25 protein-coding genes and 1 other RNA gene are annotated in these 21813 nt (G+C 41.2%); 10 read left to right on the top strand and 16 right to left on the bottom strand.

The window, feature by feature from the left end; genetic code table 11:
- Window position 1: 1 nt before the first annotated feature.
- From rseB to rpoE, 3 genes are read right to left on the bottom strand one after another with little or no spacing between them, the layout of a single operon-like run.
- Complete coding sequence (gene rseB / locus VXS03_RS18140) at window positions 2-988, bottom strand: sigma-E factor regulatory protein RseB (protein WP_327765278.1); 987 nt, start codon at window positions 986-988, stop codon at window positions 2-4.
- Entirely contained in the window at window positions 988-1635 is a 648-nt protein-coding gene (locus VXS03_RS18135; RefSeq protein WP_327765277.1) for an RseA family anti-sigma factor, read from the bottom strand. The genes rseB and VXS03_RS18135 overlap by 1 nt, the downstream gene beginning before the upstream one ends.
- Before the next feature lie 26 nt (window positions 1636-1661).
- Window positions 1662-2240, bottom strand: a complete 579-nt coding sequence (gene rpoE, locus VXS03_RS18130) for an RNA polymerase sigma factor RpoE (RefSeq protein WP_327765276.1) — start codon at window positions 2238-2240, stop codon at window positions 1662-1664.
- 520 nt (window positions 2241-2760) lie between these two features.
- Here rpoE and nadB point away from each other — a divergent pair.
- Entirely contained in the window at window positions 2761-4377 is a 1617-nt protein-coding gene (gene nadB / locus VXS03_RS18125; protein WP_327765275.1) for an L-aspartate oxidase, read from the top strand.
- 58 nt (window positions 4378-4435) lie between these two features.
- Here the strand turns inward: nadB and VXS03_RS18120 are convergent, their stop codons facing one another.
- Window positions 4436-4870 (bottom strand): protein YgfX, encoded by a 435-nt coding sequence (locus tag VXS03_RS18120; RefSeq protein ID WP_327765274.1) that lies wholly within the window; start codon window positions 4868-4870, stop codon window positions 4436-4438.
- Window positions 4839-5099 (bottom strand): FAD assembly factor SdhE, encoded by a 261-nt coding sequence (locus VXS03_RS18115; protein WP_327765273.1) that lies wholly within the window; start codon window positions 5097-5099, stop codon window positions 4839-4841. The genes VXS03_RS18120 and VXS03_RS18115 overlap by 32 nt, the downstream gene beginning before the upstream one ends.
- A gap of 248 nt (window positions 5100-5347) precedes the next feature.
- Here VXS03_RS18115 and ygfZ point away from each other — a divergent pair, with 248 nt between their 5' ends.
- The 3 genes from ygfZ (at window position 5348) to VXS03_RS18100 (ending at window position 7845) form a co-directional block, all read left to right on the top strand.
- Window positions 5348-6331 (top strand): tRNA-modifying protein YgfZ, encoded by a 984-nt coding sequence (gene ygfZ / locus VXS03_RS18110; RefSeq protein ID WP_442957465.1) that lies wholly within the window; start codon window positions 5348-5350, stop codon window positions 6329-6331.
- Window positions 6321-6806 carry an aminoacyl-tRNA deacylase gene (locus tag VXS03_RS18105; RefSeq protein ID WP_327765271.1) on the top strand — a complete coding sequence of 162 codons (486 nt, stop codon included), beginning with the start codon at window positions 6321-6323 and terminating at the stop codon, window positions 6804-6806. The genes ygfZ and VXS03_RS18105 overlap by 11 nt, the downstream gene beginning before the upstream one ends.
- A gap of 85 nt (window positions 6807-6891) precedes the next feature.
- Entirely contained in the window at window positions 6892-7845 is a 954-nt protein-coding gene (locus VXS03_RS18100; protein ID WP_327765270.1) for a LysR family transcriptional regulator, read from the top strand.
- Between the two features lie 67 nt (window positions 7846-7912).
- Here the strand turns inward: VXS03_RS18100 and nqrM are convergent, their stop codons facing one another.
- Genes nqrM through VXS03_RS18085 form a run of 3 tightly spaced genes read right to left on the bottom strand, consistent with a single transcriptional unit; the run spans window position 7913 to window position 8886 of the window.
- The gene (gene nqrM, locus VXS03_RS18095; protein WP_080158392.1) at window positions 7913-8116 is read right to left on the bottom strand and encodes a (Na+)-NQR maturation NqrM; all 204 of its coding nucleotides are present in this window, start codon (window positions 8114-8116) and stop codon (window positions 7913-7915) included.
- Window positions 8113-8583: a NifB/NifX family molybdenum-iron cluster-binding protein gene (locus tag VXS03_RS18090; RefSeq protein ID WP_327765269.1), complete on the bottom strand. Its 471-nt coding sequence runs from the start codon at window positions 8581-8583 to the stop codon at window positions 8113-8115. Before VXS03_RS18090 ends, nqrM begins: the two co-directional genes overlap by 4 nt.
- Before the next feature lie 3 nt (window positions 8584-8586).
- Window positions 8587-8886: a DUF134 domain-containing protein gene (locus VXS03_RS18085; protein ID WP_327765268.1), complete on the bottom strand. Its 300-nt coding sequence runs from the start codon at window positions 8884-8886 to the stop codon at window positions 8587-8589.
- Between the two features lie 489 nt (window positions 8887-9375).
- Between VXS03_RS18085 and VXS03_RS18080 the strand changes: the two genes are divergently transcribed.
- Complete coding sequence (locus VXS03_RS18080; RefSeq protein WP_327765267.1) at window positions 9376-9579, top strand: DUF1107 domain-containing protein; 204 nt, start codon at window positions 9376-9378, stop codon at window positions 9577-9579.
- A gap of 68 nt (window positions 9580-9647) precedes the next feature.
- On the opposite strand, the gene gcvH is transcribed toward VXS03_RS18080, so the two are convergent.
- The 4 genes from gcvH to VXS03_RS18060 all read right to left on the bottom strand — a co-directional run bounded on the left by gcvH (window position 9648) and on the right by VXS03_RS18060 (window position 13207).
- Window positions 9648-10040 (bottom strand): glycine cleavage system protein GcvH, encoded by a 393-nt coding sequence (gene gcvH, locus VXS03_RS18075; RefSeq protein WP_327765266.1) that lies wholly within the window; start codon window positions 10038-10040, stop codon window positions 9648-9650.
- A gap of 156 nt (window positions 10041-10196) precedes the next feature.
- Complete coding sequence (locus VXS03_RS18070) at window positions 10197-11408, bottom strand: FAD-dependent 2-octaprenylphenol hydroxylase (RefSeq protein ID WP_327765265.1); 1212 nt, start codon at window positions 11406-11408, stop codon at window positions 10197-10199.
- 2 nt (window positions 11409-11410) lie between these two features.
- Window positions 11411-12598 carry a 2-octaprenyl-6-methoxyphenyl hydroxylase gene (gene ubiH, locus VXS03_RS18065; RefSeq protein WP_327765264.1) on the bottom strand — a complete coding sequence of 396 codons (1188 nt, stop codon included), beginning with the start codon at window positions 12596-12598 and terminating at the stop codon, window positions 11411-11413.
- Between the two features lie 27 nt (window positions 12599-12625).
- Complete coding sequence (locus VXS03_RS18060; RefSeq protein WP_327765263.1) at window positions 12626-13207, bottom strand: YecA/YgfB family protein; 582 nt, start codon at window positions 13205-13207, stop codon at window positions 12626-12628.
- Between the two features lie 393 nt (window positions 13208-13600).
- On the opposite strand from VXS03_RS18060, the gene VXS03_RS18055 reads away from it, so the two are divergent.
- The 5 genes from VXS03_RS18055 to serA all read left to right on the top strand — a co-directional run bounded on the left by VXS03_RS18055 (window position 13601) and on the right by serA (window position 17099).
- Window positions 13601-13900, top strand: coding sequence for a cell division protein ZapA (locus VXS03_RS18055; RefSeq protein ID WP_327765262.1), 300 nt, complete (start codon window positions 13601-13603; stop codon window positions 13898-13900).
- A 7-nt stretch (window positions 13901-13907) separates the two neighbouring features.
- Window positions 13908-14091, top strand: a non-coding RNA gene (ssrS, locus tag VXS03_RS18050) — 6S RNA.
- 86 nt (window positions 14092-14177) lie between these two features.
- A complete protein-coding gene (locus VXS03_RS18045; RefSeq protein WP_442957464.1) occupies window positions 14178-14783 on the top strand; it encodes a 5-formyltetrahydrofolate cyclo-ligase in 606 nt (201 codons plus the stop codon).
- A gap of 185 nt (window positions 14784-14968) precedes the next feature.
- Window positions 14969-15628: a ribose-5-phosphate isomerase RpiA gene (gene rpiA, locus VXS03_RS18040; RefSeq protein ID WP_327765260.1), complete on the top strand. Its 660-nt coding sequence runs from the start codon at window positions 14969-14971 to the stop codon at window positions 15626-15628.
- A 238-nt stretch (window positions 15629-15866) separates the two neighbouring features.
- A complete protein-coding gene (serA, locus tag VXS03_RS18035; RefSeq protein WP_327765259.1) occupies window positions 15867-17099 on the top strand; it encodes a phosphoglycerate dehydrogenase in 1233 nt (410 codons plus the stop codon).
- Between the two features lie 88 nt (window positions 17100-17187).
- On the opposite strand, the gene VXS03_RS18030 is transcribed toward serA, so the two are convergent.
- The 4 genes from VXS03_RS18030 to VXS03_RS18015 all read right to left on the bottom strand — a co-directional run bounded on the left by VXS03_RS18030 (window position 17188) and on the right by VXS03_RS18015 (window position 21795).
- A complete protein-coding gene (locus tag VXS03_RS18030; RefSeq protein ID WP_327765258.1) occupies window positions 17188-17907 on the bottom strand; it encodes an oxidative stress defense protein in 720 nt (239 codons plus the stop codon).
- Window positions 17908-18171: 264 nt separating this feature from the next.
- A complete protein-coding gene (mscS, locus tag VXS03_RS18025) occupies window positions 18172-19056 on the bottom strand; it encodes a small-conductance mechanosensitive channel MscS (RefSeq protein ID WP_327765257.1) in 885 nt (294 codons plus the stop codon).
- A gap of 337 nt (window positions 19057-19393) precedes the next feature.
- Entirely contained in the window at window positions 19394-20470 is a 1077-nt protein-coding gene (fbaA, locus tag VXS03_RS18020; RefSeq protein ID WP_327765256.1) for a class II fructose-bisphosphate aldolase, read from the bottom strand.
- A 161-nt stretch (window positions 20471-20631) separates the two neighbouring features.
- A complete protein-coding gene (locus tag VXS03_RS18015; protein ID WP_327765255.1) occupies window positions 20632-21795 on the bottom strand; it encodes a phosphoglycerate kinase in 1164 nt (387 codons plus the stop codon).
- Window positions 21796-21813 lie beyond the last annotated feature (18 nt).

Genomic DNA, 21813 nt, shown 5'->3' with positions numbered 1-21813 from the left:
ATTATTTACTCGTTTGGGTAACCTCAGCTTTAGTATTATCAAAGGTTACGTTTTCTGCAATACGTCGCGCTGTTTCTGGTGGAATATCACCGACAACCGTTATTTCTTTGTTGCCATCAACTCTGGTGGTTAAAGTACGACGCCCTTGACGAACTAATTGTCCTCGCCCAACAAAGTTATCAACATCAGAAACATACACAGAGAAACTAAATAAACCGTCACTGTACATTCGGCTTTCAACCGCACGTTCAGTTAATAATAAACGGTGGCGATTACCCGCAATTAATGTGAAACCATTAGGTAACCACTTCACAGCCCACTCAAGTTTTTTCTGTGGTTGTTGTGGCAATTGTACCACAGCTGGCAATTTAACTTGCTCAAGCTTACTGAGCATTTCAGCAACTTTAGGGTTCACAACAAATGATACCACTCGAAATTGTTCAAGTAGGTCGCCTTCACGATCCAACAAATCAGCCCGCATCACTAAATGTGTGGTCTGATCAATCCACAATAAATAAGAGTAGCGATTACCATCTTTAGGAGCGACACGCACTACATCACAAGCAACACCGGCTTCGCGAGCGCGTCCCATAGCGATAAAATCATAGAAATTAGCCAGTCGGTCTATATTTGCTTTCATTAAAGGCAATATTGGCGCGACCATTTTGTTACTTTTAATGGTGAAAGGATCAAGCCCAGGCTCAAAATAACTAACTTCATCGCCTCGTTGGATAACCTCTTGTGGTGGCCCACTAAGGAACAACAAGTGTGCATAACTTTGACCTTTCTCTAACGCATGCCGATAGCGTAAGGTATCAATGCTGTTTTTCTTTACCCAAATGTATGACATCTCATAACTAAGATCTCGACTGGCTTGGCCCATTTGATGCAACAAAGCCTCTGTTGAAGGTTTAACCGCTTCAGCAGAGGCTTGGAGTGGCAATAATAGGCTGACCAATGCAAGTGCACCGACCAGTATTTTTTTCATTAATCCGCCACTGAATTATTAGGATGTAATCGTGAGTGATCGATACTGCCATCTTCAGCATTAAACCGAAGTTGAAGCTCATAATCTTGTAACATCGAGTTAATACGACGTCGCTGTTCCATTAACTGTGACTCAGATGGTGTCTGATTATTATCAACCATACTGGTATTTAAGCTCACAGGTTCCGCTTTACCCGTAAATGGAATGGTTTGAAGTACAGGCACATCATTACTGGTTGTTGTCGCCAGGTTGCTACCATTACCGTCATATTGTTGAACGCCAACAATGACCGCTAATGAAACACATGCAGCCACTGCAACCTGACCAAACTGGGATAGCCAAGCGGGTAATGTCCGCTTCGCTTTAAATGGGGTCGGTTGTTCTTCAGTAATTATTGGCTGAGTAACAGTCTCAATATGAGTGATCACAGCACCTGTATGTGCCGGTTCAGCCTCTAACGCTAACGCGACATTTCCTGCAATATTCCATTCTTTGCATTGCGGCGCATCACCACGCATAACATCACCAATTAGGTTGAAGTCATGCCAGCTTTGCTCGCTATTTTTGTCAACGGTCAGCGCATTGATAATACTCTGATCCAAATCTTCGCCATCAAGCAATGCCGAAATTTTTTCTTTATCAGCCATTTTTTCCACCGTTCGGTGCAACATTATCATTGTTGCATAAGGGGATGAATACGTTTTTCAACTATCTCTCGAGCACGGAATATACGTGAGCGAACAGTACCTACTGGACATCCCATTACTTCAGCAATTTCCTCATAGCTTAGACCATCCAGTTCACGCAATGAGATCGCTGTTTTAAGATCATCGGGTAATGCTTCTATCGTACTAAAAACAACCCGCCTTAATTCTTCAGACAACATTTGGTTCTCAGGGTTCGAAATTTCTTTAAGCGCATTTCCACTTTCATAATATTCCGCGTCTTCAGCATCAACATCAGATGCTGGCGGACGACGCCCCTGAGCGACTAAATAATTTTTTGCCGTATTAACCGCGATGCGATAAAGCCATGTATAAAATGCACTTTCACCACGAAATGTGGGTAAGGCACGATATGCTTTAATGAACGCTTCTTGGGCAACATCTGGTACATCACCAGAATTGCTAACATAACGAGAAACAAGATTACAAACTTTATTCTGGTACTTAATAACCAGAAGGTTGAATGCTTGTTTATCTCCCCGCTGTACTCGCTCAATTAATACCTGATCAGTTTGCTGCTCGCTCATTCGAGCGTGTACTCCCATGTCTACGGTTAGTAATATTGCATTCATCTCACGATAACTTACCCAATAATGGCGTAGATTCGTTATTGATACACAATGATTTATTTAGATTATCCTGCCACTATAAGCGTTAGTCTCACCGTAAATAAAACACTGACTTATGAAATATTTATGAGCATGAGCACTACTTAAGACCGATGGATAATGGCAAAGTTCCACCGTTAAAAAAATAATTTTATTTTTTGGTTACCATGACGTTATTCACTGTAACAAAAATACATAAAAAGCAGATCTAATTACAGCAGTCATTTTACCTGAAATAATAACACTGACGAGGATCTGTAGCTGAAAAAAGTAAAAAATCACAAAGACATGAATTAATTACGCTGTTACCTGTTAACAATAACACAGCCAAAGTTCCGTATATCAGTGATATTTATGCTACCAAAATCCAAACAAACATGCGTTTTAATAACAAATTTGGTAGCATGAAACAAGATTATCACATGGACATGTAATCACTATGAATCAACCTCATCAACAAGATAGCGACATATTAGTCATAGGTAGTGGCGCGGCAGGATTATCGCTCGCACTCCATTTAGCACACCTTGGTAAAGTTACCATTTTATGCAAAGGACCACTCAGTGAAGGAGCAACTTATTATGCTCAAGGAGGTATCGCTGCCGTTTTTGATGAATCAGACAGTATTGCATCCCATGTTGAAGATACCTTAATAGCAGGTGCTCACCTTTGTAATCAAGACGTCGTACAATTTATTGCAGAAAATGCCAAACAATGTGTGCAGTGGCTCATTGATGGAGGCGTACCCTTTGATCGTGAAGAATCAGATTCTGATGATGATCCTCGCTACCACCTGACACTAGAAGGTGGACACAGCCATCGTCGTATCCTTCATGCTGCTGACGCCACAGGAATGGCAATGCAAACTTCACTTCAAGAACAAGCCCGCAACCACCCTAACATTACTATCCTTGAACGTCATAATGCACTTGATATTATCACCGAGAAAAAGATAAACCCACACTCAGAGACCAACCGCGCACTTGGTGCCTATGTGTGGAACCGTGATAAAGAATGTGTTGAAACCCTTGCGGCTAAATTTGTGGTCTTAGCTACAGGCGGCGCATCAAAAGTGTACCAATATACTTCTAACCCTGATGTTTCATCGGGGGACGGCATTGCAATGGCATGGCGCGCAGGTTGCCGCGTTGCTAACCTTGAATTTAATCAATTCCATCCTACGTGTTTATTTCATCCAAAAGCACAAACCTTCTTATTAAGTGAAGCTTTACGTGGCGAAGGGGCTTATTTACGTCGCCCTGATGGTAGCCGTTTTATGCTTGATTTTGATGAACGAGCAGAGTTGGCTCCTCGTGATGTGGTGGCACGTGCGATCGATTACGAAATGAAGCGACTTGGTGCCGATTGTATGTACCTAGATATTAGCCATAAGCCAGCTGATTTTGTCAGAAACCACTTTCCAATGATCGCTGAAAAATTACAAGGTTATGGCATTGATATCACCACCGATATGATTCCAATTGTGCCAGCTGCGCACTACACCTGTGGCGGAGTTATGGTTGATAAATCAGGTAAAACGGATATTGAAGGTTTATATGCCATTGGTGAGGTAAGCTATACCGGTTTGCACGGAGCTAACCGTATGGCATCAAACTCCCTACTTGAATGTGTGGTTTACGCATGGTCAGCGTCACAGAATATAGAACAACAATTTAATGCCATCTTACAACCGCAACAATTACCTTGTTGGGATGACAGCCAAGTGACCAATTCAGATGAAGAAGTGGTGATCCAACATAACTGGCATGAATTACGATTATTTATGTGGGATTACGTAGGTATTGTACGCTCAACCAAACGTTTAGAACGCGCAATGCATCGAATTGAATTACTGAAACATGAAATCGATGAGTATTACAGTCATTTCCGTGTTTCAAATAACCTGTTGGAATTACGTAATTTATTACAAGTTGCTGAACTTATTGTTCGGTGTGCGATGGCCCGTAAAGAGAGTCGTGGGTTGCATTATACGCTTGATTATCCTGAACTTGATGAACAAGCAACAGCAACAATTTTAGTACCTAATAATCATTAATCGTAGTAAATAACTATTTTTTACTATCAAAACCGTGATGCTAATTTAATGATTAGCATCATAGTTTATTATGGGCGGAATCAGGCTTTAACAATCCTAAATGAATCATCATTTTTAATTGTCGATACTGAACTGCATCACAACCGTCATAGCAAATAATTAACCATTGATTTCTATGATGTGTAATCGACAACACCACCAACCAGCGCGTAACCAGTTTAACCGCTATCACCTTTCCAGCCTGATCATACCAACGAAGATTACCATCACTATAAAGCCGTAAAGGGCCTTGTTGACGTAAATAATATTGATAAGTTCGTTGCCACTCAAACAGCAAGGCTTCGATAAAAAAATAACTTAAGGGTAAAAATACAGGTGGGACAGTCCATAATAATAGCACTGCACTTAAGTAAGATAGACTCAGTGCAGTGTTCAGTCGCGGGGATAAGTTAAGCTTTAAATCAACGTAACTTGCTGTTGTTATGGGCAACAATTTTATCAACCATCATCGCGTGAGCCGTGTTATCACTACGACCATGCTGCATCATCCATTTAAATAAATCAGGGTCATCACATGTTAATAGAGAAATAAAATCACGTTGCTCTTGTTCTGATAAATCATCAAAACATTCTTCAAAAAATGGCATCACTAACACGTCTAATTCAAGCATACCACGACGACATGCCCATTTAACGCGAGCTTTTTCTTCTGCACCTAACATACATAACCTCTATTGCGTGCCTAACGGCTCACTGATAATCGAATACTGTGCGTATTTCCGTTGCAAACAGAGTAACAGCCAAGCCCAATAACGACCATGCGTTAGCACAAATAATCCCTCAAGATGAGACCTAGCCCACCATAATTGCATCGAACAAAAACATCCAATTAACCCATCATGTAACCAGAGTTAATTATTTTGTTCAGTTGGTATAACATAGCGTAATAATTACAGCATTTGTGGATACCATTATGAGCACTTGGTCAACTCAACACACCTTTACTCCGTTCGCATTAAACACAACTGATTCGCTACCTGATTTAGCGATGATCAACCTCAGTGACTGGGGAATGGTGACTCTCGTTGGCCCTGACACTAAATCTTACTTACAAGGCCAGTTAACTTGTGATGTGGTGTCATTAAGCGCCGATAAATCGACCTTTGCTGGTCACTGTGATGCCAAAGGGAAATTACGTACCGTTATGCGCGTTTTCCATTACCAAAATGGTTATGGTTTACTACAACGTCAAAGTGTAATGGCAAGCCAACTACCTGAATTAAAAAAATATGCAGTATTTTCCAAAACAGAAATAACGCAAAGTTCAGCGATTATTTTAGGGCTTACAGGCCCCCAAGCTCAAGCCACCATTGATAACCATTTCAGTGGCGATGCCGATGTTCGTCATAACGATACCACCACAGTGGTAAAAGTAGATAACGCACGCTGGCTGGTCATTACAACCGCAGAAGATGCAGATGCGGTTATTACTACATTGGCACCTAATGCTGTTTACGCCACTACTGAGTTATGGAACCTCTACGATATTAAGGCAGCACAACCTCGCATTGATAACGCCACCGAGCTTGAATTCATTCCTCAAGCGGTAAACTTACAAGCAGTTGATGGTATTAGCTTTAAGAAAGGCTGTTATACCGGCCAAGAAACAGTCGCCCGTGCGAAGTACCGTGGTATCAATAAACGTGCGATGTACATCGTGGCAGGTATGGCCTCACAATGCCCACAAGCTGGCGATGCCTTAGAGCGCAGTGTGGGTGAGAATTGGCGTAAAGGTGGCACTGTTATTTGCGGCTATCACTATGCTGATGACCAAGCTATTGCTCTGGTAGTGCTACCTAACGATCTCGACGATGACAGTCAATTCCGCTTTGCCGCAACACCTGACGCACTTTGGCACAAACTCGATTTACCGTATGATCTTAATGCAGAATAATTTAATTGATACCGTTGTAACACAGTTACTTGATAACGAAGGGGTTGATTACCGCTTGTTGCCGCATAGTAAACCTGCGAAAACTATTACCGAAGCGGCAGCTGAGCGCGGCGTTGATCCACACCACATGGTTAAATCGATATTATTAAAAGATATGTCAGGTTTTCATGTTCTTGCATGTGTTCCTGGGCCACAATCGGTTGATCCTAAAAAAGTACGGGCACTGTTGGGTTGCCAGCGTATGACTTGTACTGATGCAACTGAAGTGGAAAAAGTAACTGGGTTAGTTATCGGTACCGTAGCACCCATAGGACTAAAGCGTCCATTAGTGATTGTCTTTGATAGCGCTATTACCACCATTGAACGGGTCAATATCAGTAGTGGTGATCGTATGGCTGGAATAGAAATTGCCACCGATGATTTATTGATATTGTGTGATCCGATGGTCGCTGATATTTGTAGAGATAACGCTTAATTAGTGATAATTACCCTCCTAAATCTACGGTATTTCATTTTCCAAAAATACCGTAGGTTTAATCAACAGCTAAAGGGAATAGGCTATGGCTAACCATCACCACCATGATATTAATTGGCGCGGTGTCGATCTTAATTTATTAATTGCCTTTGCCGCATTAATGGACACCCGTAGTGTTACCAAAGCCGCCAATCAATTAGCCATTGGCCAATCAGCAATGAGCCATAATTTATCGCGCTTACGTAGCTTATTAAATGATCCCTTATTTGAACGGCATGGCCACCAAATGTTGCCAACTCAAGCCGCTTTAGAACACGCAACAACTGTCGATACGATCTTGTCATTAGTCACCAATGAACTGCTTAGACCGAGCACATTTATTCCTGCTGACTTTTGTGGCACTTTTAAAATAGGATTAACCGATTATGCCGAGTTGCTATTTGCCCCTGCGCTGTATGATGCAATTCACCATCAAGCGCCGCAATGCCAACTGAGTTTCTTTAATGTTGATCGACATAGTTATCACACTGATTTTAATCAACATCGAATGGATGTAGTTATCGGTTCAATGACAGATATGGGCAAGGATATTGAACATCAATATTTATATACCGAAGATCATGTTTGTCTTTATGATCAACGCGCAACCGGACTTAATGCTAACGTCACACTCGATCAATACAGTCACCACCCCCATGCACTTGTAAGTCCGGATGGTAAATTAATCACACAGGTTGATGATCAATTACAGCGACAAGGGTTTCAACGTCAGGTCGCAGTAGGATCGCATAACTTTCTTACCATTCGACATTTACTAAGTGGCCGTGATTTAATTTGCGTAGTGTCACGTTTGATGGCGCAGCTGGATATTTTCAATGACCAATTAACTCAATGCCCTCCCCCTGTTGCGATTGCTGATTTTGATATTCGATTACTATGGCTGCATCGCAACAGCAATCACCCTCGCAATCAATGGCTACGCCACCTTGTAGCCCAAACAGTGATAACCCAAGTAGAACAACTTCGAGCGGGTCAATAATCGAATAAAAAGAAGGTGGCAGAGTATGTTTACTCTGCCAATGGCTGTTATTTCTATACAAATGCGATTACTGCGCGCGACTATTTGGCTCTTGAATTTGATAAAGTTTATGTTCATCGCAAGGTTCGTCGCAGTTACATTCTTTATTGACGCCAACATTGGCTAACCCACCACAACTACCACTGATCGTTTGACGTTTGACAAACCACCCAATCGCCATCGCTAATATCACCACCAAGAAAATTCCTAACGTCAGGAAAAATGTAGTCATAATTTCAACCCTCCAATTTTTCCTAACTGATTAAAGCTGGTCACGAACATACCGACTTTAGCCACGACAGGCACCGTTTTTTTAGTGCTGCAACCACAGCCACATGCACCTTTTTCACGTTTACAAGCACGACCTTGATCGGCAGTCACTAATGCTTCTTTGCTAATTCCACCCGCTAAAAAAGCCGCGAGTGATGTTCTCGGCGGCACACGACTCACACTAAAACCAGCTTGCAGCAAACGAGCTAAAGAGCGTGTACCAATGTTTCCCAGAACAATTTCATTGACGTTCAACGCCGTAAGTTGTCGCTGAAGTATTTTCTTATGTTTGCATCCCAGCTCTCGACTACCACTATTTTCAATACGATCCACCAGCAGGCCCTGTTGATCATAAATAGCAAATATTGCTGCTTTACCAAAATGACCAGCAATCTGATCTCTTGGCGTTAACGCTATCGCTGTTAACATACATTATTCCTCTGTATTTTTAGGGTTGTCGGTTACCAATTCTAATGCCATTCCCATCACTAATGCCTGCGCTACTTTATGTCGCCCTCGTGCCACAATATTGCCTAATGTTTGACGAGAAACACCTAACTGTTGAGCTGCTTCAAGTTGTTGTAAACCCAGCATATCAACTAATCTTAGTGCCTCTAATTCATCACTGGCTAAAACAAGTCGAGGTAATTGCTTCATCGGAACCCCATTGGGTTTAAAGCAACTATAAGCAGGGCGGCAACTGATTTTTCTTACAATTTTAGGTCTTGCCATGGTGATGATAACCTCGATCAATAAGGCTTATTATTGGCATACGCCAAAAACCTAGTATTGATCTAGGATCATAAATGATGATCTAAGTCGCTATTTTAATAAAAAACACTAAACAACTATCAACTTCAAATTTTAAAAATCAGCATAAAATATCGTAACCAACACCAATTTATTATTAACACTATTGCTTATAAGTTATCCATAAAGTTCAAACGATACGTCACTTGTGTTCATTTAACACTAATATCGTTAAACAGGTAGCGATCATCATTCATAAACCACTTTTATGTGAGAATTAGTGATAATAAGAAACACCAAAAAGCCATCATAATCAGAATATTATTCTGAATACGTTATTTAAACTTATTCAATTCGCCAATAAATGAAATTTATCGTTAAATTTATGCTAATAATGTCACAGAAGTGTCATAAAAATTAGCGTATACTTAGTACCGTTAATCGCCAGGAAGGTCGGAGTTAAACTGTATTATGCGGATGTTCAAACGCTACTTGCCGAAACTAATTGCCAAGCATGTTAGTCGTATATTTAATGGAAGAATTTATATTGATGGCCGTGGCGGCTATCATTTTGAGAAAGGAATATTGTTGGTGCCATTAAAAGCACAACAACATCATTATGATACAGTGAATGAAGTAAACTTAGAAATTAAACGCCTTCGTGAAATTTACTAAGTCGATATTCAATAGTTAACGTAACGCGAACAAAGCCCACTCAAACATGTGGGCTTTAATGTTTTATGCTATTCATCATCAATAATCGTCGCTAAATAGTCCTCAGCATCAAGTAACTCATCTACATCAGCGTCAGTATCGATACGAATTTGAAATAACCACCCATCACCATAAGGATCATTATTGACCAATTCAGGCGTAGTCTCGAGATCGCCATTAATTGTGATAATTGTTCCCGTACACGGTGCATAAATATCAGATGCTGCTTTTACAGACTCAATAATGGCACATTCTTCTCCACCATCAATGGCTGTACCACTATCGGGAAGATCAATAAACACCATGTCACCGAGCAGAGCTTGAGCATGATCACTAATACCAACGGTATAGATTCCATCACCTTCATCACGTAGCCATTCATGAGTATGGGTAAATTTTAATTCTGAGGGCACATAGCTCATTATCACATCCTTTTTAAGCTCACAATTAATCGATAATAAATACTCTATTTACTGTAGGTGAAAAAATATCTTTTGCTCAATTTGAGAACAAAAAAACCGTAACAAAAAATGCTACGGTTTAATAAGTTATAACTCAATTAATCATCTAAAGACGCTTTATTCATAACGCGCTAACTTCGGCAGCTCACCACTTAAGCCTAATGCATGTCGCATAAACTCATCTTTGACTCCTGGAGCATTATTAGCAAACAACATTCCTAAATCACGCACCAGCTTTTTCGCTGGATGAGCGCCATCAAACAAGGATTTAAAACCTTGCATTGCGGTGATCATTTTAGCCGCTTCCGCTTTACGCCAGCGTTCGTAATGACGTAAATTAACCTGCTTACCAATATCTTTTTCCGCTTGCCACAAGCCAATAATCTCTTGTGCTAGAGCAGCTGCATCTAATAAGCCGAGGTTAACACCTTGCCCAGCTAGAGGATGAATGGTGTGAGCCGCATCTCCAACTAAAGCTACCCGTTCACGTACAAAATCTTGAGCATAACGCATTTTGAGCGGAAATGATCGACGCTCTCCCTCAACTCGGCACAAACCTAAACGGTGATCAAAAGCAGTGGTGAGATGTTGATTAAATTCTTCATCACTAACATCACAAAGTTTCAATGCTTGCTCAGGTGGTAATGACCACACAATCGAACATAAATCCTTTTCAGCTAAAGGTAAAAAAGCCAATGGGCCATCAGGGCGGAAAATTTGACGTGCGGTTTGTAAGTGAGGTTCATCACAGCGAATATTTGCTACCAATGCGCTGTGGCCATAATCCCAATGTGTTAATGGAATATCCACATGCTGCCGTAACCATGAATTCGCACCATCAGCCCCCACGACTAACTTAGCGGTTAAATTTTTACCAGACGCTAAAGTCAACCAAGCTTCAGTCTCACCAAAGGCAATATTTTGGCATCGGTCAGGCGCAAAAAGAATGACATTATGCTGTTTTTTAACTTGCTCTAACAACGCTAGTTGCACTACTCGATTTTCAACAATATGACCTAAATCAGGTTGTGATAACCGTTCCGCGTCAAAATCAATATGGGCAAAACTGTCTTGTTCCCATACTTCCATTTTGCTGTAAGGACTCATTCGACGACAGCAAATCCCTTCCCACGCACCCACTCGACGTAAGATACGCTCACTAGCACGGCTTAATGCCGAAACACGTATATCGGGCAAGGCTGCTAATTCAGGGTCAGGTAATTGACCTTCAATTACCGCCACTCGTAATTCAGTGTCGGCTAACGCTGTAGCCAGTGTTAAACCAACCATTCCACCACCGATAATGGCGACATCAACATTTTGCATCATAGCTATCGTTTTACCTGTCCCATGGCACGGCGTAACAGCGGTGCTTGAAGTGTGTTAGAAAGGCTCATTGTCATCAAGCCCAGATTACGTCCAGCAACCAGTGCCGGATTATCGTTTGCAAATAAGCTTACCAGTCCTGCTGTCATTGATACTGTCGCTTGGCGATCAGGTAAACGACGCTCACGGTAACGGCCTAATACGGAGGGTAAACCAATATCAGCGCCACATTGAACACCTGCAGCAATTTCTTCAGCTAGCGTCATTACATCACGTAAACCAAGGTTAAATCCCTGTCCCGCAATGGGGTGAAGCGTTTGAGCTGCATTGCCAACTACCGCTGTACGATGTGAAACTAGCCGCTGTGATTGCCGTAAAATTAGAGGGTAACAATGACGCTCACCAATAACGGTGAATGCGCCTAAACGCCAGCCAAATACAGCCTGCAATTCCGTTAAAAATTGCTGATCAGTCAACGTCATTATCCGTGCTTGCTGCTGAGGTTCAATACACCACACCAATGAGCTCCGTCCTTGAGACATCGGTAATAATGCTACAGGGCCATGCTTAGTAAAACGTTCAAAAGCTTGACCTTGATGTGGCTCAGCTGTGGTAATGTTAGCAATAACAGCGACTTGCTCAAAATCATGTTCATCACGACCAATATGCAATAAATCACAACAATGTGACGTCGCACCATCAGCAGCAATCACTAATTTAGTCCGTAATCGTTTACCTGTATTTAAACGCACTAACGCCTCAGCCTGAGTGCGTTCAATATGTTCAACTTTGGCGGGACAAAACAGATCAATCTGAGGGCGAGTCGCTAACTGGTGGTGAAAAATTTTACCCGCATCCGCTAATTCGATGACATAGCCTAGCGCATCAACCGCTAATTGTTGCGCTGACAACTCAACCATTCCCGCATGACCACGATCCGACACATGAATATGTTCAATGGCCGTCGCAACTTTTGCCAAGGCAGGCCAAAGCTGAATCGCATCTAATAATCGACTTGAACCATGAGACAACGCAATACTGCGTGCATCATACCCAGGGTGCCCATGCTGATCAGCCGCTACCGCCTCAACAACCGCGATATGTAATTGATGCTGAGTTAATTCATCCAGTGCAATTGCTAGACATGCACCCACCATTGCGCCACCCGCAATCACCACATCATATTGCTTCACATTTTGTCCCTTTCGCCATCGAAATAATTAGTGAAGAGTTGGCATTTCGTCAGCGTTATCATCATTGACAAGACGTTGACCTAATTCAGAATGACAACTCAAGACACACATACGTACATGCTCTAGCACTTGTTCAAATAAAGCCGCTTGATCTTCAAGATCTTCGTCTTCATCAATACCAAGTTGTGAGATCTCTTGTAAATCGGCCAGTGCTTCGGTTATTTCCTCAGATAATTGATTTTTTTGCAAATCCATTAATCCTAAACCTGAAATAAAACTACTGACCCACTCTGTTAATGCTTCAGCACGAGTCGCTAATGGCTCGTCATCATCAGGCATCAATAATGAAAACTCAAACCCACCACCAATGAGCTCATCAGCCGTCGTTGTAAATAGCGTTCTTACCATCATTTTAGCGCCATCAGTCATCGGCTCGCCTTCATTGGCATAGTCACAAACAGGGCCGGCCCAGCTCTCATCATCAACAGCTAAACCACCACAAATCATTCCACTGAGTAAACCATGTAATTCAGCAGGCATAGCAGCTAAGCCTTGTTCTTTTAATTCAGCTTCAACAGCTTGGTATGTTGGCAGGGTTATTTCACTCATGGCTTATCACCTTTTTAATTGGCGCGATTTAAAATAAATAGTTTTGTGACCATTACTGCATTAATCATGATGTCAGTAATTAACGTTACACTTTTGAAATTGTACCAAACAATAATCAAACTCATGGCTTAGTTAGTATAATAAATAGCGATGAGCGAATGACGGCACTGTGTTATGCTAACACTTAAGCCTAGTTCGGCAAATGATAACACTGGCGAGAACGTTCAATCCTTAATCAACTCTATGATGAGTGTGATTAATATCTGTTTAGTCAGAGGCTATTGAACCGAAACCGAGACATAGCCGCTTGCATCTTAGGTAGGGTTTTTCTATATTGACTCTAGTCGCAAGCGGAATGAATACCCATTCTGGCACGGAGCAAATCGAAGGTTTATGAGTACTCAGGCTGTAGAAATTCAAGTATTGGGCAGAAAATTAAAAGTAAATTGCCCAATAGGTCAAGAAGAAGCATTACGTGCCGCGGCGGCAGATTTTGACCAGCGCTTGAAAGATATGTCTGCGCGTAGTAGTGTATCCGTAGAACAATTATTGATCTTTACTGGTCTCAACATCAGTAACGAGTTGCATTTAGAGCGACAAGAACATAATCGCAATGCTGAATTAATATCCAATAAAATCAATTCACTAGAAGAAAATTTGGATAAAGTATTGCAATATCAGCCAAAGCGTTGATAATGAATTGACCCTGGGGTGTACGTCAGTGAATGAACGTCCCCGAGCCGATAAGCAAATACCCAGGATTGGCTTTTTTATTAGCTATTGAGCATGCTCAGCCCGACTGAGAAGCCTACGGTTAATGTTGCTAATCCACCTTGAACATCTGGTTCAAGGGCCTTATTTCGCAACGGCACCTTGGGGACATCCCTCTTAGTGTATTTCACTTTCTTTGTTAGTATTCTCACTCTACAATCTTTAGACTCTCATTGTTCATGGATTGGATACTCAAGTGATAACGCCCCCCATTTCCAACTCACAATCATTACGCCAACAGCTACGACAACACATTCGTCACGCTAGGCGTCAGTTATCTTCTCAACAACAACAACATGCTGCTCAACAATTATCCCAACGTTTACAAGCCTTACCTTTAATTCAGCAAAGCCAACACATTGCACTTTATCTCGCGACAGATGGTGAAATAGATCCACAGCCGTTTATTGATTGGTTATGGCAGCAAGGAAAATCCGTTTACTTGCCAGTGTTGCACCCTTTTAGTAAAGGCCATTTATTGTTTTTACATTACGACGCAACCACGCCAATGACCACTAACCGCTACCATATTCGTGAGCCTAAATTAGATCTGCGTCAAGTTAAACCTATTGCTGAGCTTGATATCATCTGCACGCCATTAGTTGCCTTTGATAATTCAGGTCAACGGCTTGGTATGGGCGGGGGTTATTATGATAGAACCTTGAGCCAGTGGCACCAACGCCGACAAGGGCCTTTCCCTATTGGCATTGGTCATGATTGCCAATATATACCGCAATTACCTAACGAAGAATGGGATGTACCATTACCCCTTATCATTACGCCCCATCATCAATTTAACGAGTGATCACTCATACAACGCAAACGTTTGGCTTTTGGTTAAAAAAAACTGAATGTAATTGTATGTTATTCATAAAGTTATATTTTTAGTTTTAAGTTTGCAGCCTTTAACCATAGAATCCAACTGACGAAATCACTTCGGTTAGCTATAATCACCTCTCGCATAATTGAGGTCATTACGAGGAGAACGGCATGACACAAGATGAAATGAAAAAAGCAGCGGGTTGGGCAGCACTTGAGTACGTAACGAAAAACAGTATTGTTGGTGTAGGTACTGGTTCAACCGTTAATCACTTCATCGATGCCTTGGCAACTCGTAAAGAAGAGATCAAAGGGGCGGTTTCAAGCTCTGTTGCTTCAACTGAGCGCTTAGAGCAAATTGGTATTAAAGTCTTTGATGCTAACGATGTTGCTAGCCTTGATATCTATGTTGATGGCGCAGATGAAATTAATGCTGAGTTTGACATGATCAAAGGTGGCGGCGCAGCATTAACTCGTGAAAAAATTGTCGCGGCTATTGCTGAAAAATTTATTTGTATTGTTGATAATACCAAACAAGTTGATGTCTTAGGTCAGTTCCCATTACCCGTTGAAGTGATTCCAATGGCGCGATCTTTCATTGGTCGAGAATTGGTAAAACTTGGAGGTGATCCTGTTTACCGTGAAGGTGTAATCACGGATAATGGCAATATCATTCTTGATGTTTACAACATGGCTATCACTGATCCTAAAGCAATGGAAGACAGCATCAACGCCTTACCCGGTGTAGTGACTGTCGGTCTATTTGCTCATCGTGGTGCTGATGTATTACTTGTTGGCTCACCAGAAGGCACGAAAATCATCCAAAAATAATGATTGCTTCGTTATTTGATTACAAAACGGCAGCTATTGATCGCTCGTGAATCATTAGCTGCCGTTTTTTATTGGCTTTTTTGTAATATTCTTACCCATACTGGTTATTTTTTGATACTTTATTAAACAGACCTCATCAAACATTTAACCATTTAGCTACTGAAAGGCAATATTTACCACAGCTAAGCTAAGGCAAGATTGTCATTATCAGTCGCCACGTTTTTAAGGATAAGAACTTATGGCAACCGTATCACTCAATAAAGAAAAGATAAAAATCCTGCTTCTGGAAGGACTCCATCCTTCAACAGTAGAAGTGTTGCAGCAAGCAGGTTATAGCAATATTGATTACCACAAAGGCTCTCTTGAGGGTGAACAACTATTAGACGCAATCAAGGATGTTCATTTTATTGGTATTCGTTCACGTACTCAATTAACACCAGAAGTCTTTGCCGCAGCGAAAAAACTAACCGCTGTTGGTTGTTTCTGTATTGGTACCAACCAAGTTGATCTCAATGAAGCAATGATACGCGGTATCCCTGTTTTCAATGCCCCTTTTTCAAATACGCGTAGTGTTGCTGAACTTGTTCTTGGTGAGATCTTATTATTGTTACGTGGCGTTCCTGAAAAAAATGCCAAAGCTCATCGTGGTGAATGGTTTAAATCTGCCGACAATGCATTTGAAGCGCGAGGCAAAACCCTTGGCATCATTGGTTATGGTCATATTGGAACTCAACTCGGTATTCTTGCTGAAAACTTAGGTATGCGAGTCTGCTTCTACGATATTGAAACCAAGCTGTCACTTGGTAATGCTTCTCAAGTTAACTCATTATCAGAATTACTTAATAAATCTGATGTAGTGAGCTTACATGTGCCAGAAACAAAAGGAACCGCTAATCTCATGGGTGTTGAAGAATTCGCACGCATGAAACCTGGTTCTATTTTTATCAACGCTGCTCGTGGCACAGTGGTCGATATTGATGCGTTATGTAGTGCTTTAGAAAGTAAACACATTGCAGGCGCTGCCATTGATGTGTTCCCTGTTGAACCGCAAACCAATAATAATCCCTTTGAATCCCCGCTAATGCAGTTTGATAACGTGCTTTTGACACCACACATTGGTGGTTCAACTCACGAAGCTCAAGAGAATATCGGTATTGAAGTCGCAGGAAAACTGGTGAAATACTCTGACAATGGCTCAACATTATCTGCAGTAGGCTTTCCTGAAGTATCATTACCAGAACATCACAGTGGTTGTTCGCGTTTACTGCATATTCACCACAACCGCCCTGGAGTATTAAATCAAATCACCACTATTTTTGCATCGGAAGGCATAAATATCGCCGCTCAGTTCTTGCAAACAGGTGCAGAAGTTGGCTATGTGGTTATTGATGTAGAAACAGAACGTTCAAAAGAAGCATTGCAGCAATTGAAATCAATTGAAGGCACGATTCGCGCCCGTATTTTGCATTAAAATATCGCTTAAAAATGACAAAGGAGAGCATAGTGCTCTCCTTTTTTATTGCCATTTAATCTGTATTTTAATTATTTTTATCGTCAAATTATTTTTCAGCTAATTTAAAAATCACATTAACGCGATCTTTAATCACAATGCTGTTATCAGTATAGCTTTGATCGATAGACCCTTTGCTCATACTGCTATACATCACCGCATCATTGCTTTGACGGTATGGCATTGGCTGACTATTAGTGTTGTAGTCAATCTGCCACACACCATCAATTTTATTGTCAAATCCTTGCGCTAATGAAACCGCTACTTGCTTAGCGTTCTCAATTGCTTTTTGACGTGCTTGCTGTTGATATTTTTCAACATCAGACACTTTTAAATCAATATTGTTTATTTGATTAATCCCATCACCCAACGCGTCATCCAAATAAGTATTCAGCTTCGTTAGTTGATGTACCGTCACCTCAATATTGCGACTCGCTTTAAAGCCTGAGAGTTGCGGTTTTTGATCTTTTGGATAAGTGTAACTTGCTGATAATGAAATATTGGCACTATTAATATCTTTTTTATCCACACCGGCTGCTTGTAAGCGCTCAATAAACTTAGTGACAGCTTGATCGACAGCCGTCTTAGCGTCAACCGCTGTTTTCTTAGTTTCAACCACATTAACAGAAAAAACCGCCATATCAGGTTTAACCGTAACTTCGCCACGGCCCGTTGTTTCTAAATGAGGAAATGGAATATCTGCTGCCATTGCAGCAGTTGAAACAAACGCACTAGCGCCAAGTACTATCGCTAACAATTGTTTTTTCATTATTCATCCTTTTATTGATCGCACAACAGGGTTATTTATTGATACCAATATTAATAAATACATTGCTGTTTATCTGTAAATGAGAAGGCTATGCTAACAAAACCTCGATATAATGAACAGTGTTTTTTAATTGTGCTTCAGAAATCATTCAGTAATGATATCGTTTTATCGCTGCTATTAATGCGACGGTTAGCTTTTATTTTAATAAAAAAAAGAAGCCCGTAGGCTTCTTTTTTAACGTCATATAATTAAAACTTGGGCAAATTAAGCGCCAACTTTATTTACATGTACATCCATCTGTGGGAATGGAATTTCGATACCTTCTTTATCAAGCTCTTCTTTAATCGCTTGGTTTAGATCGAAATATACAGCCCAGTAATCTGGAGTGTTAACCCATGGACGTACTACAAAGTTAACTGAAGAATCTGCAAGTGCAACCACACCAATCGTTGGTTCAGGATCTTGAAGCACACGAGTATCAGCGGTTACTACGCGACGTAATACTTCTTTGGTTTTTTGTAAGTCAGCATTGTAAGAAACGCCAATCACTAAATCGATACGACGAGTGTCATTACGAGAGTAGTTAGTAATTGGGTTACCAATAATGTGTGCGTTTGGCACGATAACTGTTTTGTTATCAGGCGTACGTAATTCAGTAGAGAAGATCTGAATAGATTCAACGGCACCAGCAACACCAGCAACTTCAACATAATCGCCAGATTTGAATGGGCGGAAACCAACAATCAACACACCAGCTGCAAAGTTTGATAATGACCCTTGAAGTGCAAGACCAATAGCAAGACCTGCGGCACCAATAACAGCAACCACTGATGCAGTTTGAACGCCAATACGGCTAAGAGCTGCAATTAGAACAATCACAAATAGTACATAACGCACTAGGCCATGGATAAACTCAACAACTGCATTATCCATGTCTTTTTTACGTAGAATTTTAGCAATTGAACCTGCAATAAGTTTAACAATGATATTACCAATAAATAAAATCAGTAATGCTGAAACAATGTTCACTGCATATTGAACTAATAGGTCTTGGTTCTTACTGATCCAATTACCCGCGTGCAATACACCATTAGTCAGTGAATTATCGGATATATTCTCAACAACCTTGTCAGTAACGCTCTCTGTCATGAAGGTATCTCTCTCAAAGTATAACAATAGTAAAATGTTGCTAATGTGTAAATCATACCGTAATGGGTAAAAAATAACACTATTGCAACAAATGTGATATTAGACAAAAATCGCTAACAATGCTGCGATTAGTATAATTATCAGCATTGAATATTCTAACATCAAAGAAACGGTGCATTATTAATCCTTTATTAACCAAATGGCTAGTAAAAAAAATCGAACAATCATAAAAAAATATAAATTATCGACACATAAAGAATAATGCTAACTACTTATTAGATACAAAAAAAAGCCCACCGTAGTGGGCTTTTTCACATTTTATGTAGCTGATATTCTATTAAAGAACGTCAACTGCATTTAGGTCAGAGAATGCTTTCTCTAGACGCTCAACCATTGATACTTGACCTGCACGTAACCATACGCGTGGATCATAGTATTTCTTGTTTGGCGCTGACTCACCCGTTGGGTTGCCAATTTGACCTTGTAGGTAATCGTGGTTTTCAGCTTCGTAGCGACGGATACCGTCCCATGCCGCCCACTGTGTATCAGTATCGATGTTCATTTTGATAACACCGTAACCGATAGACTCTTGGATTTCAGCTTCAGAAGAACCAGAACCACCGTGGAATACGAAGTTTAGAGAGTTAGTTGGAAGACCAAACTTCTCTGAAACGTATGTTTGAGAATCACGTAGGATAGTAGGAGTAAGTACTACGTTACCCGCTTGGTAAACACCGTGTACGTTACCGAAAGATGCAGCGATAGTGAAACGAGGGCTAACTGCGTTTAGTTGCTCGTATGCGTATGCAACATCTTCAGGAGAAGTGTATAGCTCAGAAGAATCCATATCTGAGTTATCAACACCGTCTTCTTCGCCACCAGTACAACCTAGTTCGATTTCTAGTGTCATGTTCATCTTAGCCATACGTGCAAGGTATTTAGCTGAGATTGCGATGTTATCTTCTAGAGACTCTTCAGAAAGGTCGATCATGTGAGAAGAGAACAATGGCTTACCAGTTTGTGCGAAGAACTCTTCACCAGCGTCTAGTAGACCGTCGATCCAAGGAAGAAGTTTCTTAGCAGCGTGGTCAGTGTGAAGAATTACAGGAACGCCGTAAGACTCAGCAACCGCGTGAACGTACTTAGCACCAGCAACAGCACCAAGAATTTGAGGGCCTTGACCTTCAAGCTTCAGGCCTTTACCAGCGAAGAATTGTGCGCCACCGTTAGAGAACTGAACGATAACTGGTGCTTTAGCTTTAGCAGCAGCTTCAAGAACAGCGTTTACTGAATCTGTACCGATACAGTTAACAGCAGGTAGAGCAAAGTTGTTTTCTTTAGCTACAGCAAAAACTTTCTGTAGGTCGTCGCCAGAAATAACACCAGGTTTTACAAAATCGAAGATCTTAGACATAACAATAGTCCTATATTTTACTTTGTTGTCTGTGGAAAAATTCTTGTGCAAACGTTTGCGATAAGCTTTTATTTTACTGAAATATAACGTCTATCACAAACATTTAAACGTGGAAACTAAGACTATTATTATAAATACACCCAGTTTCCACGCCAAATAAATTATGCTTTAGCGCGAGCTTCTAGCATTTCAACTGCTGGTAATTTCTTACCTTCAACGAACTCAAGGAAAGCACCGCCACCAGTAGAGATGTAAGATACTTTATCTTTGATGCCGTACTTGTCGATAGCTGCTAGTGTGTCACCGCCGCCTGCAACAGAGAAACCAGCTGATGCTGCGATTGCGTTAGCAACAACTTCAGTACCTTTACCGAATTGCTCAATCTCAAATACGCCAACTGGACCATTCCAAAGAATAGTTTTTGCGTTCATGATGATGTCAGCAAGTGCTTGAGCTGAATCAGGACCTAGGTCAAGAACCATGTCGTCAGCAGCAATATCAGTTGCAGCTTTAATAGTTGCTTCTGCAGAGTCAGAGAACTCTTTAGCACATACAACATCAGTTGCTACTGGAATATCAGTGTGTGCCATTAGCGCTTTAGCAGTAGGGATAAGGTCTGCTTCGTAAAGTGACTTACCTACATCGTTGCCTTCAGCTGCGATGAATGTGTTAGCAATACCACCACCAACAACGATTTGGTCAGCAATCTTAGATAGTGACTCAAGAACAGTTAGTTTAGTTGATACTTTAGAACCACCAACGATAGCAACCATTGGACGTGCTGGGTTATCCATTGCTTTACCTAGCGCTTCTAGTTCGCCAGCAAGTAGTGGACCTGCACATGCTACAGGTGCAAACATACCTACACCGTAAGTAGATGCTTGTGCACGGTGAGCCGTACCAAATGCATCCATTACGAATACGTCACAAAGTGCAGCGTATTGCTTAGATAGTTCGTCTTCGTTCTTCTTCTCGCCCTTGTTGAAACGTACGTTCTCAAGAACAACAAGCTCGCCTGCGTTTAGCTCAAGACCATCAAGGTAATCTTTTGCTAATTTAACGTCACAATCTAGTGCGTCGTTTAAGTAGTTAACTACAGGCTGTAGAGAGAATTCTTCTGCGTATTCGCCTTCCGTTGGACGACCTAGGTGAGAAGTAACCATTACTTTAGCACCCGCTTCTAGGCAGCGCTGAATAGTAGGTAGAGATGCAAGGATACGTGCATCTGAAGTTACTTTACCGTCTTTTACTGGCACGTTTAGGTCAGCACGAATAAATACACGCTTACCAGCTAGATCCAGATCAGTCATCTTGATTACAGACATGTTTTGCCCTCTCAACAT

The organism is Photobacterium sp. S4TG1, from assembly GCF_036040035.1.
Classification (GTDB): domain Bacteria; phylum Pseudomonadota; class Gammaproteobacteria; order Enterobacterales; family Vibrionaceae; genus Photobacterium.
Note: the sequence above shows the minus strand (reverse complement) of the source record. Positions and strands in the feature narration are given on the sequence as shown.

Coding starts and splice junctions, on each gene's coding strand:
- rseB (WP_327765278.1), bottom strand. CDS start 988: ATGAAAAAAATACTGGTCGGTGCACTTGCATTGGTCAGCCTATTATTG.
- VXS03_RS18135 (WP_327765277.1), bottom strand. CDS start 1,635: ATGGCTGATAAAGAAAAAATTTCGGCATTGCTTGATGGCGAAGATTTG.
- rpoE (WP_327765276.1), bottom strand. CDS start 2,240: ATGAGCGAGCAGCAAACTGATCAGGTATTAATTGAGCGAGTACAGCGG.
- nadB (WP_327765275.1), top strand. CDS start 2,761: ATGAATCAACCTCATCAACAAGATAGCGACATATTAGTCATAGGTAGT.
- VXS03_RS18115 (WP_327765273.1), bottom strand. CDS start 5,099: ATGTTAGGTGCAGAAGAAAAAGCTCGCGTTAAATGGGCATGTCGTCGT.
- VXS03_RS18105 (WP_327765271.1), top strand. CDS start 6,321: ATGCAGAATAATTTAATTGATACCGTTGTAACACAGTTACTTGATAAC.
- VXS03_RS18100 (WP_327765270.1), top strand. CDS start 6,892: ATGGCTAACCATCACCACCATGATATTAATTGGCGCGGTGTCGATCTT.
- nqrM (WP_080158392.1), bottom strand. CDS start 8,116: ATGACTACATTTTTCCTGACGTTAGGAATTTTCTTGGTGGTGATATTA.
- VXS03_RS18090 (WP_327765269.1), bottom strand. CDS start 8,583: ATGTTAACAGCGATAGCGTTAACGCCAAGAGATCAGATTGCTGGTCAT.
- VXS03_RS18085 (WP_327765268.1), bottom strand. CDS start 8,886: ATGGCAAGACCTAAAATTGTAAGAAAAATCAGTTGCCGCCCTGCTTAT.
- VXS03_RS18080 (WP_327765267.1), top strand. CDS start 9,376: ATGCGGATGTTCAAACGCTACTTGCCGAAACTAATTGCCAAGCATGTT.
- gcvH (WP_327765266.1), bottom strand. CDS start 10,040: ATGAGCTATGTGCCCTCAGAATTAAAATTTACCCATACTCATGAATGG.
- VXS03_RS18070 (WP_327765265.1), bottom strand. CDS start 11,408: ATGATGCAAAATGTTGATGTCGCCATTATCGGTGGTGGAATGGTTGGT.
- VXS03_RS18060 (WP_327765263.1), bottom strand. CDS start 13,207: ATGAGTGAAATAACCCTGCCAACATACCAAGCTGTTGAAGCTGAATTA.
- VXS03_RS18055 (WP_327765262.1), top strand. CDS start 13,601: ATGAGTACTCAGGCTGTAGAAATTCAAGTATTGGGCAGAAAATTAAAA.
- rpiA (WP_327765260.1), top strand. CDS start 14,969: ATGACACAAGATGAAATGAAAAAAGCAGCGGGTTGGGCAGCACTTGAG.
- serA (WP_327765259.1), top strand. CDS start 15,867: ATGGCAACCGTATCACTCAATAAAGAAAAGATAAAAATCCTGCTTCTG.
- VXS03_RS18030 (WP_327765258.1), bottom strand. CDS start 17,907: ATGAAAAAACAATTGTTAGCGATAGTACTTGGCGCTAGTGCGTTTGTT.
- mscS (WP_327765257.1), bottom strand. CDS start 19,056: ATGACAGAGAGCGTTACTGACAAGGTTGTTGAGAATATATCCGATAAT.
- fbaA (WP_327765256.1), bottom strand. CDS start 20,470: ATGTCTAAGATCTTCGATTTTGTAAAACCTGGTGTTATTTCTGGCGAC.
- VXS03_RS18015 (WP_327765255.1), bottom strand. CDS start 21,795: ATGTCTGTAATCAAGATGACTGATCTGGATCTAGCTGGTAAGCGTGTA.